This window comes from Tardiphaga sp. vice304, assembly GCF_007018905.1.
Lineage (GTDB): Bacteria > Pseudomonadota > Alphaproteobacteria > Rhizobiales > Xanthobacteraceae > Tardiphaga.
In genome coordinates this window covers 3,956,243-3,972,416 of the sequence record NZ_CP041402.1, presented here as the reverse complement: position 1 = coordinate 3,972,416, position 16,174 = coordinate 3,956,243, and the positions used below count along the sequence as shown (strand labels likewise).

At 64.6% G+C, this 16,174-nt stretch carries 16 protein-coding genes; 6 read left to right on the top strand and 10 right to left on the bottom strand.

The window, feature by feature from the left end; translation table 11 throughout:
- Position 1 precedes the first annotated feature (1 nt).
- From FNL56_RS18945 to FNL56_RS18930, 4 genes are all read right to left on the bottom strand, one after another.
- Positions 2-838 carry a transglutaminase family protein gene (locus FNL56_RS18945; RefSeq protein WP_143574537.1) on the bottom strand — a complete coding sequence of 279 codons (837 nt, stop codon included), beginning with the start codon at positions 836-838 and terminating at the stop codon, positions 2-4.
- A 129-nt stretch (positions 839-967) separates the two neighbouring features.
- A complete protein-coding gene (locus FNL56_RS18940; protein WP_143574536.1) occupies positions 968-1,912 on the bottom strand; it encodes an alpha-E domain-containing protein in 945 nt (314 codons plus the stop codon).
- Positions 1,913-1,976: 64 nt separating this feature from the next.
- Positions 1,977-3,395, bottom strand: coding sequence for a circularly permuted type 2 ATP-grasp protein (locus FNL56_RS18935; RefSeq protein WP_143574535.1), 1,419 nt, complete (start codon positions 3,393-3,395; stop codon positions 1,977-1,979).
- Entirely contained in the window at positions 3,371-3,634 is a 264-nt protein-coding gene (locus tag FNL56_RS18930; protein WP_143578116.1) for a hypothetical protein, read from the bottom strand. Before FNL56_RS18930 ends, FNL56_RS18935 begins: the two co-directional genes overlap by 25 nt.
- Here FNL56_RS18930 and FNL56_RS18925 point away from each other — a divergent pair.
- The 3 genes from FNL56_RS18925 to FNL56_RS18915 all read left to right on the top strand — a co-directional run bounded on the left by FNL56_RS18925 (position 3,618) and on the right by FNL56_RS18915 (position 5,691).
- On the top strand, positions 3,618-4,361 hold the full coding sequence (locus FNL56_RS18925) for a competence/damage-inducible protein A (protein ID WP_143574534.1): 744 nt from the start codon (positions 3,618-3,620) through the stop codon (positions 4,359-4,361). The genes FNL56_RS18930 and FNL56_RS18925 overlap by 17 nt on opposite strands.
- A gap of 9 nt (positions 4,362-4,370) precedes the next feature.
- Entirely contained in the window at positions 4,371-4,895 is a 525-nt protein-coding gene (gpt, locus tag FNL56_RS18920; RefSeq protein WP_143574533.1) for a xanthine phosphoribosyltransferase, read from the top strand.
- A 178-nt stretch (positions 4,896-5,073) separates the two neighbouring features.
- Positions 5,074-5,691 (top strand): hypothetical protein, encoded by a 618-nt coding sequence (locus tag FNL56_RS18915; protein ID WP_143574532.1) that lies wholly within the window; start codon positions 5,074-5,076, stop codon positions 5,689-5,691.
- 130 nt (positions 5,692-5,821) lie between these two features.
- Here FNL56_RS18915 and FNL56_RS18910 read toward each other — a convergent pair whose 3' ends face one another.
- Positions 5,822-6,844 (bottom strand): methionine synthase, encoded by a 1,023-nt coding sequence (locus FNL56_RS18910; protein ID WP_143574531.1) that lies wholly within the window; start codon positions 6,842-6,844, stop codon positions 5,822-5,824.
- A gap of 116 nt (positions 6,845-6,960) precedes the next feature.
- On the opposite strand from FNL56_RS18910, the gene FNL56_RS18905 reads away from it, so the two are divergent.
- From FNL56_RS18905 to FNL56_RS18895, 3 genes are all read left to right on the top strand, one after another.
- Positions 6,961-7,665, top strand: coding sequence for a glutathione S-transferase N-terminal domain-containing protein (locus FNL56_RS18905; protein WP_143574530.1), 705 nt, complete (start codon positions 6,961-6,963; stop codon positions 7,663-7,665).
- A 138-nt stretch (positions 7,666-7,803) separates the two neighbouring features.
- Positions 7,804-8,430: a 2-hydroxychromene-2-carboxylate isomerase gene (locus FNL56_RS18900; RefSeq protein ID WP_143574529.1), complete on the top strand. Its 627-nt coding sequence runs from the start codon at positions 7,804-7,806 to the stop codon at positions 8,428-8,430.
- The gene (locus FNL56_RS18895) at positions 8,430-9,404 is read left to right on the top strand and encodes an NADPH:quinone oxidoreductase family protein (RefSeq protein ID WP_143582237.1); all 975 of its coding nucleotides are present in this window, start codon (positions 8,430-8,432) and stop codon (positions 9,402-9,404) included. The genes FNL56_RS18900 and FNL56_RS18895 overlap by 1 nt, the downstream gene beginning before the upstream one ends.
- Positions 9,405-9,534: 130 nt before the next feature.
- On the opposite strand, the gene FNL56_RS18890 is transcribed toward FNL56_RS18895, so the two are convergent.
- The 5 genes from FNL56_RS18890 to FNL56_RS18870 all read right to left on the bottom strand — a co-directional run bounded on the left by FNL56_RS18890 (position 9,535) and on the right by FNL56_RS18870 (position 16,165).
- A complete protein-coding gene (locus FNL56_RS18890; RefSeq protein ID WP_143574527.1) occupies positions 9,535-10,425 on the bottom strand; it encodes a crotonase/enoyl-CoA hydratase family protein in 891 nt (296 codons plus the stop codon).
- Positions 10,426-10,708: 283 nt separating this feature from the next.
- Positions 10,709-11,875, bottom strand: a complete 1,167-nt coding sequence (locus FNL56_RS18885) for a M20 aminoacylase family protein (protein ID WP_143574526.1) — start codon at positions 11,873-11,875, stop codon at positions 10,709-10,711.
- Positions 11,876-11,879: 4 nt separating this feature from the next.
- Positions 11,880-13,412: a M81 family metallopeptidase gene (locus FNL56_RS18880; protein ID WP_143574525.1), complete on the bottom strand. Its 1,533-nt coding sequence runs from the start codon at positions 13,410-13,412 to the stop codon at positions 11,880-11,882.
- A 150-nt stretch (positions 13,413-13,562) separates the two neighbouring features.
- A complete protein-coding gene (locus tag FNL56_RS18875; RefSeq protein ID WP_143574524.1) occupies positions 13,563-15,260 on the bottom strand; it encodes an ABC transporter ATP-binding protein in 1,698 nt (565 codons plus the stop codon).
- A 20-nt stretch (positions 15,261-15,280) separates the two neighbouring features.
- Positions 15,281-16,165, bottom strand: a complete 885-nt coding sequence (locus tag FNL56_RS18870) for an ABC transporter permease (protein WP_143578112.1) — start codon at positions 16,163-16,165, stop codon at positions 15,281-15,283.
- Between the last annotated feature and the right edge of the window lie 9 nt (positions 16,166-16,174).

The window sequence follows — 16,174 nt, the reverse complement described above, 5'->3', positions numbered from 1 at the left end:
ATCAAGACTGGCTCTGCCACTGTCCCTGTCGGCCGGCCTGATCGACCTTGACGGAGACCATCAGGGTTTCCATGCCGCCGCCATAGCGGGTGCCGCGCACCGGGGCGGCGCCGAGATAATCCAGGCCGATGGCGACGCGGGCATGCGCGTCGGTGGTGCAGATCGCATTCGCCGGATCGAAGCCGACCCAGCCCAGATCGGGCACAAAGGCTTCCGCCCAGGCGTGGCCGGCCTGCTGCTCGACCATGCCGTCGCTGCGCAGAAAATGCCCGGCGACGAAGCGGCAGGGTACGCCGCCGGTGCGGGCGCAGGCGATGAAGATGTGGGCGTAATCCTGGCAGACGCCGCGCTTGCCGGTGAAGGCCTCGATCGCCGAGGTGCCGGTATTGGTGGGGTCGCCGTCGAACGTCATGTGCTCGTTGATCGCCATCATCAGCGCGTGCAGGTAACCCAGCACGTCGGTGTCGGGCTGCGGATCGAGCTCGCGGGCGAAGGCGGCCATCGCCGGGTTGGCCTTGGTGAGGCTGGTCTGGCGCAGGAAGAAGCTCGGCGGAAAGCGCTCGTCGGTACCCTTCAATACGCCGCCGGTGTCCTGGGTTTCGATCAGGCCTTCGCAATGGATGGTCAGGTCGGCGATCGGCCCGTGCGTCAGCACGTGGGTGACGTTGCCGTAAGCGTCTTCATGCAGGTCGAGCCGCGAATCGGTGGAGACGTCGATCTGCCATTCCGCGACGTATTGACCGTCATGGCTGCCCGGCGTCATGCGCAGGATCTGTATCACGCCCGATGCCGGCGGCTCGTAGCGATAGGTCGTCGTATGGGCGATACGCAGGCGCATGATGTTTACTCGTCATTCCGGGGCGAGAGCGCGAAGCGCGATCGAACCCGGAATCTGCATTGATCTATTTGCTCGGGATTCCGGGCTCGCGGTCGGCTGGCGCCGCCCGCGCCCCGGAATGACAATCAATCATATCAGATATTGCTTGGCGATGATCTCGCCGAGCCGGCTGTTGTCCGCAATGAATTCCTGGATGAATTCATGCAACCCGTGCTGGAAGATATCGTCCATGTTGCTGTGTTCGAGCCGGTTGCGCACGCCGCGGGCATGGCGCTGCGCGGCGCCCTGGCGGCCGTAGGAGACGCCGATCTGGTCGAGGTTACGTACCAGATTGCCGTAGCAGGAGGCGAGCGAGCGCGGCAGCGTGTCGTTGAGGATCAACAGGTCCGCGATCAGCCAGGGTTTCAGCGTTTCGCGATAGACCCAGTGATAGGCGGTCAGCGCCGATACCGAGCGCAGGATCGATGTCCACTGGTAATAGTCCAGCGGGCCGCCGACGTGTTCTTCTTCGGGCAGTAGCAAGTGATATTTGACGTCCAGGATTCGTGCAGTGTTGTCGGCGCGCTCCAGATGCAGGCCAAGGCGTGAGAACCAGTAGGCATCGTTGCGCAGCATGGTGCGATAGGCCGAGCCATCGAAGCGCAAGGAGGTTTCCTGCACGAAGCGCAGGAAGCGCGCCAGTTGCTCGCGGGTCTTGGCACCATTGCTCCAGATCTCCTGCAGTTCGATCCAGGCACCATTAATGGTGTCCCACATCTCGCCGGTCAGGGCGGTCCGCACCGAGCGCGAATTCAGCCGGGCATTCTCGATGCAGTTGCGGATCGAGGACGGGTTGGCGGTGGAGAAGGAGAGATATTCGACGACGTTCTTCTCGTCGGCTTCCTCGTAGATCTCGTAGAACGCCGCCGAGACGCCGGCGGTGAGCAGGGCCGAATCCCATTCGTTGGTCTGGCCGACATAGGCATTGGGCAGCGCGGTGACGCGCAGCGTCGCCTCGATGGTCCGCGCGAGATATTCGGCGCGTTCGACGTAGCGGGCTAGCCAGTACAGGTTCTCGGCGGTGCGCGACAGCATGCGGGGTAATACTCGTCTGAAATCGGTTTGCGCGTTTGGTGTCGAAGTCGCTCGGTGGGACGAATTACTCGTCGAGAATCCAGGTGTCCTTGGTGCCGCCGCCCTGGCTGGAATTGACCACCAGCGAGCCTTCCTTCAGAGCCACGCGGGTGAGGCCGCCGGGCACGATGGTGACGCGGTCGCGGCCGGTCAGCACGAACGGCCGCAGGTCGACGTGGCGCGGCGCCAGGCCCGAGGCGGTGCAGGTCGGGCAGGTCGACAGCGCCAGCGTCGGCTGGGCGATGAAGCCTTCCGGCTCGCGCTTGAGCTTGTCGCGGAACGCCTCGATGGTCGCCTTGCTGGAGGCAGGTCCGATCAGCATGCCATAGCCGCCGGAACCGTGGACTTCCTTGACGACGAGGTCAGCGAGGTTGTCCAGCACATAAGCGAGGTCCTTCGGCTCGCGGCAGCGCCAGGTCGGCACGTTCTTCAGGATCGGCTCCTCGCCGAGGTAGAATTTCACGATCTCCGGCATGTAGCTGTAGATCGCCTTGTCGTCGGCGATGCCGGTGCCGACGGCATTGGCCAGCGTGACGTTGCCGGCCATATACGCCGACATCAGGCCGGGCACGCCGAGCGCTGAATCCGGGCGGAACGACAAAGGATCGAGGAAGTCGTCGTCGACGCGGCGGTAGATCACGTCGACGCGCTTGAGGCCCTCGGTGGTCCGCATGAACACTTCGTCGTTCTTGACGATCAGGTCGCGGCCCTCGACCAGCTCGACGCCGAGCTTGTCGGCCAGGAATGAGTGTTCGTAATAGGCGGAATTGTAGACGCCGGGCGTCATCAGGGCCACGGTCGGCTCCGAATTGGCGCTATCAGGAGCCACCGAGCGCAGGCAGGACAGCAACTCGTCCGGATATTTCTCGACCGGGGCGACGCGGTGCCGGGCGAACAGGTCGGGGAACAGCCGCATCATGATTTCGCGGTTTTCCAGCATGTAGGACACGCCGGACGGGGTGCGGGCATTGTCCTCCAGCACGAAGAACTCGTCCGGATTGGTGCGGACGATGTCGATGCCGGCGATGTGGACATAGACGTCGTGCGGCACCTGCTGGCCGTTCATTTCCGGGCGAAAGACCTCGTTCTGGAAGATCAAATCGTCCGGGATCAGCCCGGCGCGCAAGATGTCGCGGCCGTGGTAAATGTCGCGCAGGAACATGTTGATGGCGCGGGTGCGTTGCTTCAGGCCTCTTTCCAGCAGCGTCCATTCCTTGCCGGAGATGATCCGCGGGATCACGTCGAACGGAATCAGACGTTCGGTCGATTCGGAATCGCCATAGACGGCAAAGGTAATGCCGATCCGGCGGAACAATAGTTCCGCCTCCTGCCGGCGATATTCCAGGGCGTCTGGCGGCGTCTCCTTCAACCAGCGCGAGAGTTCTGCATAGGCTGGGCGGAGATCGCCGAGCGGGCCATTCATTTCGTCGAACGCAACTGCCATGAATCCTGACTGCTTTTCGAGTTCATGCCGGAGAATGCATGATGAAACAGGATGCTAGCAAGGGCCGGGCCAGCGCGATATGCATTCGAGCTGGGCAATTCGTAGCAGGGCACCAGTGAGGTGCCTGAAAAATCGGCGGGAAGCTGCACGTTTCGGCAGCAAAAGCCCGTGACATCAAGGCCTTGCCTGCGCATGGTCGCGGGGAACGGTGAGGAAATATCGATGAGCGACATAGTCACGGCAGGCATTCTGGTGATCGGCGACGAAATTCTGTCGGGCCGGACCAAGGACAAGAATATCGGTTTTATTGCCGAATACCTGACCAATATCGGCATCGACCTCAAGGAGGTCAGGGTGGTCTCCGACGATGAGCCGGAGATCATTGCCGCGCTCAACGCGCTGCGCCAACGCTATGATTACGTATTCACCACCGGCGGCATCGGGCCGACCCATGACGACATCACCGCCGACGCGGTGGCCAAGGCGTTCGGCGTCAAGATCGACCACCATCCCGAGGTGGTCGCCCGCTTCAAGGAGCGGTTCGGCGACGATCTCAACGAAGCCCGCCTGCGGATGGCGCGAATCCCTGATGGTGCCGACCTGATCCAGAGCGCCACCATCCTGGCGCCGGGGTTCAAGATCGAGAATGTCATCGTGATGGCTGGCGTGCCTTCGATCATGCAGGCGATGATGGACATCGTGTCGCCGAAGTTGAGATCCGGCGTGCGGATGCTGTCAGACACGGTGCGTGCCGACGCCCGCGAAGGCGATCTCGGCGGTCCCCTGGGCGAGATCGCCAAGGCGCATCCGGATGCGATCATCGGCAGCTATCCGTTCATCGACGACGCGCAAAAGCCGAACGTCAATCTGGTGGTGCGCTCGCGCGACCAGGCCAAGTTGGATGCGGCGATGGCGGCGGTGAAAGAGATGCTGGTGGCGCTGCATGCACCGAAGATCGGAAATTGAGGAACTGACATGGCTGAACATCCGGAAATGAGCGCCCAGGAGCGCGCCGGCAAGGCGTTTCCGGTCTCGTGGGATCAATTCCACCGCGACTGCCGGGCGCTGACCTGGCGCCTCAACAGCGCCGGTCCGTTTCATGCGATCATCGCCATCACCCGCGGGGGCCTGGTGCCGGCCGCGATCGTGGCGCGCGAACTTGGCGTCCGCATCATCGATACCGTCTGCATCGCCAGCTATGAGCACACCACGCGTGGCGAACTCCAGGTGCTGAAAGGCATCTCCGCCGATGCGGCAAAGCTCGGCGGCGGCACCGGCAAGGGGCTCTTGATCATCGACGACCTCGTCGATACCGGCAAGACTGCGCGCATCGTGCGCGACATGCTGCCCGACGCCCATTTCGCCACGATCTACGCCAAGCCGATGGGCCGGCCGCTGGTCGACACCTTCATCACCGAAGTGTCGCAGGACACCTGGATCTTCTTTCCGTGGGACCTCGGCCTGTCTTTCCAGCCGCCGATGCGGGACGGCGCGGCGTAAGCCTTTCACCTCTCCCCGTTGGGGAGAGGTCGAGCGGGCGAAGCCCGGTCGGGTGAGGGGGCCTATCGATAGGCCGGTACCCCCTCACCCCAACCCTCACCCCAACGGGGAGAGGGGGCGCAGCAGCGTTTGCCTGATAGTTAGAGTTTCAACTGTCGGCATTGCGGAGTGATTGACCATGCCGCTGCAAAACCGCGTCACGCCGTTTGGCGACATCGTCGCGACACCTGAGCGCGGGATGTTCACCGGCAACCGCGGCATCATCCACGATCCCTCAACAAAAACACTGCTCAATAAACGCTGGAGCAATCCGGCGTGGATCACCTGCGTCTGTGAGTTCCGCGGCCGCCGCCGCGAGGTGATGGCGACGCGAAGCTGGACCGAGCTGTTCTTCCTCGACGAGGCCACCGCGCTCGCCGCCGGCCACCGTCCGTGCTTTTATTGCCGCCGCGACGAGGCGAATGCGTTCCGCGCTGCATGGGAAGAGGGCAACGGCATCAGCCGCGTGCGGGCGAGCGAGATCGATGCGGTGCTGCATGTGGAGCGATTGGATGGCCGCAAGAAGCGATTGCATGCGCTGCCATGTGCGATCGACGCGTTGCCCGACGGCGCGATGCTGGCTATGAACGGCGAAATTTACATGATCTTGCAGGGCAGGCAGCTGCGATGGACATTCGTCGGCTATCATGCCGTTGACATCAAACTGGTTGATGCACCTCTGTTGACGCCGCCGTCGACGCTGAAAGCGCTTCGCGCCGGCTATCGCCCGCTGCTGCATGCGAGCGCGCAACCATAGAACTCGTCATTCCGGGGCGCGGACGGCGTGAGCCGGCCGCGAACCCGGAATCCCGAACTGTTTTGAACATGCCGAGGTTCCGGGTTCGCTCGCGCTGGTGCGCTCGCGCCCCGGAACGACAGTCTGGGGCTTACCCCAACCGCTCCCGCGCGAGCTTCGCGCCCGCACCCAGCGCACGCAGCTTCGCTTCCGCGATGTCGCGATGCATCGGCGCCATGCCGCAATTGGTCGTGGCGACGATGTTCGCCTTCGGCACATGCTTCATCACCGCCTCGATGGTGGCCACCACATCCCCCGGCGTCTCGACCGCGTCGCTGGCGACGTCGATGACGCCGGCCTGCACGATCTTGCCCTTCAGCAGGGACAGCAATTCCAGCGGCACCCGCGAGTTGCGACATTCGATCGCGACCTGCTGGATCGGACTGGCGTCAATCGCCGGAAAGATCTGCTCGTACTGCCGCCACTCGCTGCCCAGCGTGTCCTTCCAGTCGGTATTGGCCTTGATGCCGTAGCCGTAGCAGATGTGCACGGCGGTCTGGCAGGTCAGTCCCTGGGCCGCGCGCTCCAGCGCCTTGACGCCCCAGTCGGCCGCTTCGTCCATGAACACGTTGAAGGCCGGCTCGTCGAACTGGATCATGTCGACGCCGTCGGCCTGCAGCGCCAGCGCTTCCTGGTTGAGCAGCTCGGCGAAGGCGAAGGCCATTTTCACGCGGTCGCCGTAGTAACTGTCCGAGAGCGTATCGATGATGGTCATCGGACCGGGCAGGGTGAACTTCAACTTGTTCTTGGTATGCGCGCGCGCCGCCTGTGCTTCGAAGGCATGGACGCGGCCCTTCAGTTGCAAGGGCGCGACCACCTGCGGCACCATCGCCTTGTAGCGGTCCTTGCGGATGCCCATCTCGACCTTGTTGGCGAAGTCGATGCCACCGACCTTTTCCAGGAAGCCATGGACGAAATGCTGCCGCGCCTGCTCGCCTTCGGTGACGATGTCGATGCCGGCGTCCTCCTGCACCTTGACCGCCAGCAGGGTCGCGTCGCGCTTGGCGCGCGCCAGTTCGTCACCGGAAGAACGCCAGGTCGGCCACAGCTTGTTGGGCTCGGCCAGCCATTCGGGCTTCGGCAGCGAGCCGGCGATCGTGGTCGGGAACAGCATGGCGTCTCCTCATGGTTTCTATTTGCCACCTATCTGCCATGTCCAGCCCGGCGCGTATAGGCATTGGCGCGCCGGCCAAGCGGCGCTAGGATCGATGAAAACAAGATGGGGAAACCATGATCGACCTGCATTACGCACCGACGCCGAACGGCTGGAAGATCTCCATCATGCTGGAGGAATGCGGGCTGCCCTATACGTTGGTGCCGATGCAGCTCGGCCGCGGCGACCAGCTCCAGCCGGAATTTCTCAAGCTCAGTCCCAACGGCCGGATGCCGGCGATAACAGACCATGCGCCCGCCGACGGCGGCGATGCGGTGAGCATTTTCGAGAGCGGGGCGATCCTGATCTATCTGGCGGAAAAAACCGGCCGTTTCCTGCCGACCGATTTGCGCGGGCGCCTCGAGGTGCTGCAATGGCTGATGTGGCAGATGGCCGGGCTCGGCCCGATGCTCGGCCAGAACGGCCACTTCCTGCTCTATGCGCCGGAGAAGATTCCCTATGCGATCGATCGCTACACGCGCGAGGCAAAGCGATTGTACGGCGTCCTGGACGCGCATCTCGAGGGCCGGGACTATATCGCGGCGGACTATTCCATCGCCGACATGGCGTGTTTTCCCTGGATCATGACCCACAAGGCGCAGAGCCTGACGCTGGACGACTATCCGAACATCAAGCGCTGGTACGCGGGTTTGCGTGCGCGGCCGGCGCTGCAGGCGGGCCTCGCGGTCGGCAAGCAGGCGCGGCAGCCGATGGACGAGCAAGCGCGCAAGATCATGTTCGGCGTCGACGCGCCGGCGCACGCGCAGCAGCAGCAATCTTAGCTGTCATTCCGGGGCGCATCGCGCGCGAGCGCGACGGCGAACCCGGAATCCCGAGATGTTTTGAACACGTCGAGATTCCGGGTTCGCGTTCGGCTGACGCCGCCCGCGCCCCGGAATGACAACACCGAGGAAACCCCGATGATCGAATTCTTCTTCGACTGCTCCAGTCCCTGGACCTATCTCGCGTTCCACAATATCCAGCCGTTGGCCAAAGAGTTCGGTGAGGACATCGTCTGGCGCCCGATCCTGGTGGGCGGCATCTTCAATTCCGTCAATCCAACCGTCTATGAATCCCGCAAGACGCCGGTGCCGGCCAAGGCGCGCTACATGAAGAAGGACCTCGCCGATTGGGCGCGCTCGTCGGGTCTGGCGATCAAGATGCCGCCCACGGTGTTTCCGGTGAACAGCGTCAAAGCGATGCGCGGCTGCATCTTCATGGCACCGGACATGGTGCCGTTTGCAAAGGCGGTATTCGAGGCCTATTGGGCCGACGACCGCGACATTTCGCAGGACGAAGTGCTCGGCGACATCTGCACGCGCGTGGGAATCGATCCCGCCAAATTCTTCGTCGGTATTGCGGATCAGGCGATCAAGGATCAGCTCAAGGCCAATACCGACGAGGTGATCGCGCGTGGCGGCTTCGGTTCGCCGACGATCTATCTCGACAAGACGGATATGTACTTCGGCAATGACCGGCTGCCGCTGATCCGCGAGGCGCTGCAGCGCCGACGCGCCGGCGCATCAGGCTCTGAAAGCGCCGCTTGATGCCGAGAGCCGTCGTTTGCCGCGCGCTCGGTCCGCCCCAAGATTTGCGCATTGAGGAATTTACCTCGTCGCCATTGCAGGGCGGGCAGGTTCGCGTCGCGGTGCGCGCTGCCGGCATTAACTTTCCGGACATCCTGATGACGGCCGGCGCGTATCAGCTCAAGCCGGATCTGCCGTTCACGCCGGGCATGGAAGCGGCGGGCGATGTCAGTGAGGTGTCTGGCGACGTCACCGGCGTGAAGCCCGGCGATCGCGTCATCGTCAAGCTGCGCCATGGCGGCTATGCCGACCAGGTGATCGCGACCCCGTCGCAAATCACGCCGCTGCCATCGACTTTTGATTATGCGGAAGGCGCCACGTTTCTTGCCGCCCATGGTACGGCCTATCATGCGCTGGTCGATCGCGCCCAGATAGGGCCAAGCGAAGTCTTGTTGGTCCACGGCGCGGGCGGCGGCGTCGGTCTCGCCGCAGTGGAGATAGGCAGGCTGCTTGGCGCAACGGTCATTGCGGCTGCTTCATCGGAGGACAAGCTCGCGGTCGCGAGGACGCGTGGATCGGATCACAGCGTGCTCTACGGCATTGAGCCGTTTCGCGATGCCGTGAAGCGGATCACCGGTGGCCGCGGCGTCGATGTGGTGTTCGATCCGGTCGGCGGCGAGGTGTTCGAGCAGAGCCTGCGCTGCATCAACTGGGGCGCGCGGCTGCTGGTGATCGGCTTCACCGGCGGGATCGGCATGGCGAAGACCAATCTGGTGCTGATCAAGGGCGCCAGCGTGCTCGGCGTGCGCGCCGGCGAGGCCGCGCGGCGCAATCCGGCAGTGGGCGAGGCACGCATCAAGGCGCTGCTGCAATGGGCGGAGCAGGGCAAGGTTCGGCCCAACGTCTCGCATCGGCTGCCACTGGAAGATGTGGCGCATGCGATGCGGCTGCTGATGAATCGCAAGGCGATCGGGCGCGTGGCGCTGATGATGTGAACGCTCGTCGTTCCGGGGCGCGAGCGCACCAGCGCGCGCGAACCCGGAACCTCTACATGGGACGATGAGCATCCCGGGATTCCGGGTTCGCTCGGGCTGCGCCCTCGCGCCCCGGAACGACAGGCGAGGGCTACTTGTATTCCCGCTCTTCCCACCACGGGAAATAGTCGGGCATGTCCGTGCTGACCTTGTTCCTGAAGTCCGCCGGGCGCTTCTCCAGAAACGCGATCACGCCTTCCTTGACGTCCTCGGAACGACCTCGTGCATAGATGCCGCGGCTGTCGATCTTGTGGGCCTCCATCGGATCGTCGGCGCCCATCATGCGCCACATCATCTGGCGGATCAGCGCCACGGACACCGGCGCCGTCTTGTCGATGAACGTTCGCGCCAGCGCGCGCGCCGTCGGCAGCAACTCGTCGGGCGGCACCACCTGGCTGACGAGGCGGCCTTCGAGGGCTTCGGCGGCGGGAAACACCCGGCCGGAAAAACACCATTCCAGCGCCTGCGAAATGCCGACCAGCCGCGGCAGGAACCAGCTCGAGGCGGCTTCCGGCACGATGCCGCGCTGCGAGAACACGAAGCCGAAGCGGGCATTCTCCGAGGCGATGCGGATGTCCATCGCCAGCTGCATGGTGGCGCCGATGCCGACCGCGGGGCCGTTGACCGCGGCAATCACCGGTTTCAGGCATTTGAAGATGCGCAACGTGACCTGGCCGCCGCCATCGCGCACTTTGTCGTCGCTGTAATCGACGCTGCCGTCGGCATGGCGTTTGACGGGGCCTTTGCGGGCATCACGGTCGAACGTGTCGGCGCCGGACGACAGATCCGCGCCGGCGCAAAAACCGCGGCCGGCGCCGGTAACGATGATGGCGCGGACGTTGTCGTCGGCGTCGGCGGCATCGAACGCCGCGATCAGCTCGGCCTGCATGGTGGCATTGTAGGCGTTGAGTTTGTCCGGCCGGTTCAGCGTGATGGTGAGGATCTGGTCGGCGACGTCATAGAGAATGGTCTCATAGGCCATGCTGGTTTCGCTCCCGGTATATTTTTGTTTTTAGTTTGTCATTCCGGAGCGCGAGGGCGAAGTCCGGGCGAACCCGGAATCCCGAGATGTTTTGCGTTGAACATGTCGAGATTCCGGGTTCGCTCGCGCTGGTGCGCTCGCGCCCCGGAATGACAGCTTGGGAAGAGTTGTAGCAGACGACGGGTGATGTGCCAGCCGCGTGCGACCTGGTCGCAGGCGGCGAGCTGGCAAGCGCGGCGGCGCTGCGATCGTACGGTGCCGCCGTTTGTGCAGGTCGCCAGCCTTAGACCGCGACCGGCAGCCGGGTTTCGATCAGGCGGGCGAACATGCTGGCGCCGATCGGCAGGATCTTGTCGTCGAGATAATAGCCGGGATTGTGCACCGGCACCGAGCCTTCCTGGCCGAGCCAGAAATACGCGCCGGGCACCGCCTGCAGCATGTCGGCAAAATCTTCCGAACCCATCTTCGGCCGCACCTTGGTGAAGACGTTGTCGTCGCCGACGATGGTGCGCGCGACCTCCTCGATTGCCTTGGCCTGTTCTTCCTGGTTGATCAGCACGCTGAAGCCGTCGCGGATATCGACCTTGATCTCGACATCGAAGGCGGTCGCCATGCCGGCGGCCAACGTACGCATCCGCTCGCGGATCTGCAGGCGGATCTTCTCGTCGAAGGTTCGCACGGTGCCGCACAGTTTGGCGTCGCCGGGGATCACGTTGTAGGCTGAGCCGGAGTGAATCTGGGTGATCGACAGCACCGCCGACTTCAGCGGATCGACATTGCGGCTGACGATGGTCTGCATGGCCTGGCCGAGGGTCATCGCGATGACCACCGGATCCTTGGAGCGCTCCGGCATCGCGCCATGCGCGCCGTAGCCGGTGATGGTGATGTCGAAGAAGTCGGCGGCGGCCATGCCGGGGCCGGGGAAGATCGCGATCTCGCCGTGGTTCATATCGGGCGCGTTGTGCAGGCCATAGATCTCGTCGCAAGGAAACTTGTCGAACAGCCCGTCCTTGATCATCGCGCGCGCGCCGCCGAGGCCTTCTTCGGCGGGCTGGAAGATGAAGTGCACGGTGCCGTCGAAATTGCGGGTCTCGGCGAGGTAGCGCGCGGTACCGAGCAGCATGGTGGTGTGGCCGTCATGGCCGCAGCCGTGGAAGCGGCCGGGAATCGTCGAGCGCCATTTCAGGTTGGTGTTTTCTTCCATTGGCAGCGCGTCCATGTCGGCGCGCAGGCCGATGCGCTTGGTGCCGGAGCCGTTGCCGCGGAGCACGCCGACGACGCCGGTGGTGCCGAGGCCGCGGTGCACCTCGACGCCCCAGCTCTCGAGCTTCTCGGCGACGATGCCGGAGGTGCGGACTTCCTCGAAGCCGATCTCCGGATGCGCGTGCAGGTCGCGGCGGATCGCGGTGAGTTCGTCGGCGAAACCTTCGATGCGGTCGAGTGTGGGCATGGGACTATCCGTTTGCAGGCGCGAGGGCGGGCGAGGGGGTGGTCGGCGTAAAGGGCTGGCCGTTGGGCTTGAGACGAATGCCCGGACGCAACCGGGTCCACGGCAGCACCGAGGTATCCGCCGGCATCGCGCCTGGCGCGGCGCAGATCAGCAGGGAGCCTGCGATCGGCTCGAAATCGGCGCGGAAATGCACCGAACTCTTGTTGACCAGGATGGATTCGGTGGTCGGCTCGATGCCGACGAAGCGGTACATCGCCTGGTCGGCGAGCTGCGCCTTGTGCGAGGAGATCACGACGCGGACATCGTCGATGCGCAGGCAGGCCGAGGGGCCCATGTCCATGTCGCGCCCGCCGTAATAGGGACCATTGGCGACGAAGATGCCGTCGGACAGTTTCTCGACCGTGAAGGTCGCTTCATAGGGCGCGTCGCCGGGAATGCCGGACTTGCCGCCGAGCGACAGCGTCACGCTGGCGCCTTCGCCGGCGGCGTGCGCGGCCGCAGCCGAGACGGGATCGTAGATCACGCCGATCGAGGCCTTGGTCGCCTTGTTGCGTACCAAAGCGGCGAGCATGCCGGTGGTGTCGGAATCGCCACCGGCGCCGGGATTGTCCTGGGTGTCGGCGATCACGATCGGCTTGCTCGCCGTCTTCGCCAGTTCCATCGCATGCCGCACGCCTTCGTCGGGCGTGTAGATCCTGCCGTCGAAATCATCCTCGTGGCCGCTGACCAGACGCACCACGGTATCGGCGGCGGCGTCGGCATCGGCTTGCGTCACGCCATAGGCGAACACGCTCGGGCAGCAATGCGGGAAGTCGGCGGCCGGAAAGCCCGGGCAGAACGACAGCGTCGGGACCTGATCGTCCTCGAGGACTGTGAGCATTTCGTAGATGCCCTTGGTCGGCTGGTCGTTGGTGCACTGCCAGCTGATCGGAATCAGGAACGGCAGCTGCCGGAACGCCTTGGCGAACTTGTTGCCGGCGAGCAGCAGGGCCATGTGGCGCGCGGCGGCGCGGCCGGTGTCGGCCATGTCGACATGCGGATAGGTGCGATAGGCGATCAGCGCGTCGGTGTTCTCGACCAGTTCGGGCGAGATGTTGCCATGCAGGTCGAGGCTGACGACGAAGGGAACGTCGGGGCCGATCACGGCGCGGACGCGGGCCGCGATCTCGCTCTCGCCGTCGTCGAGATGTTCGGTGACCATCGCGCCGTGCAGGTCGAGATAGACGGCGTCGAGCGGCAGCGCCGCCTGGATGCCGTCGACCATCTCGGTGACGATGCGCTCATAGGCGTCTTTCGTCACATGCGCCGACGGGCTGGCGCCGCAGGCGATGGTCGGCACCAGCTCCCAGCCGCGCGTCTCCGCGTCCTCGACAAAACCGGCGAGGCCGACATTGATGCCGCGCATCACGCGCAGCACGTCGGAGCCGTGCGTCATCGCCGGCCAGCCGCCGCCGTGTACGAAGGAATCATACGTCGCCTTGGTCGGCGCGAAGGTGTTGGTCTCGTGCAGGAAGCCGCCGACAGCGATACGGGTCATGAATGTCCAATCTAGGTCATCATTCCGGGGCGCAGCAGACGGCGTAGCCGGCTGATGCGAACCCGGAATCTCGGAGTGTTCATCGTCCCACGTCGAGGTTCCGGGTTCGCTCGCGCTGGTGCGCTCACGCCCCGGAATGACAGAGTGGGGTTAGATCGCCGCGGCCACCGACTCGACCGCGACCGGCCGGAAGTTGGCGAAATCCCATCCCCGTCCGGGCGCCGCGTCAAGCAGCTGTCGGGTATAGGCCTGTTGCGGATTTGTGAGGACTTCGCCGGCCGGACCCTGTTCCACCACGACGCCGTGCTGCATCACGGCGACATCGTCACAAATTTGCGCTGCGACGCGCAGATCGTGGGTAATGAACAGGATGCCGATGCCGAGCCGGGTCTGGATGTCGTCGAGCAGCCGCAGCACCTGGGCCTGCACGGATACGTCGAGCGCGGAACACGCCTCGTCCGCCACCAGCACGTCGGGCTCCAGCGCCAGCGCACGCGCGATCGCGATGCGCTGGCGCTGGCCGCCGGAGAACTGGTGCGGATAGCGCGACACGGCGTCGGCCGGCAGATCGACCAGTTCGAGCAGTTCGCGCGCGCGCGCCATCGCGACCTTGTGCGACGTGCCGTAATTGATCGGGCCCTCCGCAATCGATTCGCCGATGGTGATGCGCGGATTGAGCGAGCGGTACGGATCCTGGAAAATGATCTGGATCTTCTTGCGGTGCGGACGCAGCGCGGACCGCGACAGGTCGGAGATCTCGCGGCCGGCGAGGCGGATGCCGCCGGAGGTCGGATCGATCAGCCGCACCAGGCAGCGCGCCACCGTGGACTTGCCGGAGCCGCTCTCGCCGACGATGCCGAGCGTGCGGCCCTTGCGCAGCGTCAGCGTGACGTCCTTGGCGGCCGCGACTTCGCGGGCTTTGCCGAAGAAACCACGCTCGCGATAGACCTTGCCGAGTTCGTTGGCTTCCAGCACGATCGGGTTGAAGCCCGCTTCGACGCGCGCGTGGCGCGGCACCAGGCTCGGCACCGCCTGCAGCAGGTTGCGGGTATATTCCTCCGTCGGCGCGCGCAGGATGCCGTCGAGCGTGCCGGTTTCGACCAGCCGGCCCTGGCGCATCACGGCGACGCGATCGGCGATCTCGGCGACCACGCCCATGTCGTGGGTGATGAACAGCACGGCGGTGCCATGGTCCTTCTGCAAATCGCGCATCAAGGACAGGATCTGCTTCTGCGTGGTGACGTCGAGCGCGGTGGTCGGCTCGTCGGCGATCAGCAGCTTGGGCTCCAGCACCAGGGCCATTGCGATCATGATGCGCTGGCGCTGGCCGCCGGACAGGCGGTGCGGATAGGATTTGAAAATCCGGGTCACGTCGGGCAGGCGGACCTGGTCCATCATGTCGAGGATGCGCTTCTTGCGCGCCGTCGAATTCAGGTCGGTATGGGTGCGCAGCACCTCGTCGATCTGGTTGCCGACCGGGACGACGGGATTGAGCGCCGTCATCGGCTCCTGGAAGATCATCGCCATCGTGGTGGCGCGCAACTGCCGCAGCCGTCGGTCGCTGGCCTGCAATACATCCTCGCCGACCAGCTTGATGCTGCCGCCGGTCGCCTTCAGCGAATCCCGGGGCAGCAGGCCCATCGTCGCCAGCGAAGTCACCGACTTGCCGGAGCCGCTCTCGCCCACCACGCACAGTGTTTCGCCCTGGCGGACCTGCAGCGAGATGCCGTCGATGATCCTTTTGCCTTTGCCGTCCTTGCCGACGCCGACAATGAGATTGTCGACTTCGAGCACCAGCGGGCTGGTGTTGACGGCCTTGCCGAGCTGTTGGGTCAGTTGATCGTTCATCGGTGCGTTCACGTGGTCGTTCACTTGCCGGCCTCCCGCTGCTTCATGCGGGGATCGAGCGCATCGCGCGCCGCGTCGCCGATCAGGTTGACGGAGAGGATCGCGATCGACAGCAGCAGGCCCGGCCAGAAGATCAGCGACGGCTTGATCTGGAAGAAGGCGCGGCCCTCGGCCATGATGTTGCCCCAGGTCGGCGTTTCCGGGCTGATGCCGGCGCCGAGGAACGACAGGATCGCTTCGGTGAGAATGGCGGAGGCCGCGATGTAGGTACCCTGGACGATCAAGGGCGCCACGGTGTTCGGCATCAGATGCCGCCACATGATCTTCGGCAGGCTGGAGCCGAGCGAGATCGCGGCTTCCACATAGGGCTCCTCGCGCGCCGACAGCACGACGGAGCGTACCAGGCGCGCGACGCGCGGGATTTCCGGGATCGTGATCGCGATCATCACGGTGGTCAGGCTGGCGCCGGACAGCGACACCACGGCGATGGCGAGCAGCACGCTCGGCATCGCCATCAAGCCGTCCATCACGCGCATCAGGATGGCATCGACCCATTTGAAGAAGCCGGACACCAGGCCGATCACCAGACCGATGGCGACGCTGATGCCCGCGGCGCCGAGGCCGATCAGGAGCGAGATGCGGCCGCCATAGAGAATGCGCGCCAGCACGTCGCGGCCGTAGGCGTCGGTGCCGAGCAGGTATTTGGAGCTCGACGGCTTCAGCCGCTCTGCCGGCAGCAGCAATTGGGGATCATGCGAGGTCAGCCACGGCGCGAAGATCGCCGACAGGATCACCAGCGCAAGGCATGCCGTCGCCACCGCGATGATCGGCGTCGAGGTGAGGAAGCCGAGGGACGGCCCGGCGCGCGTCGGCAGGGCCGTGTTGGGAAGTGTTTCGGTCGCCATTGACGGATT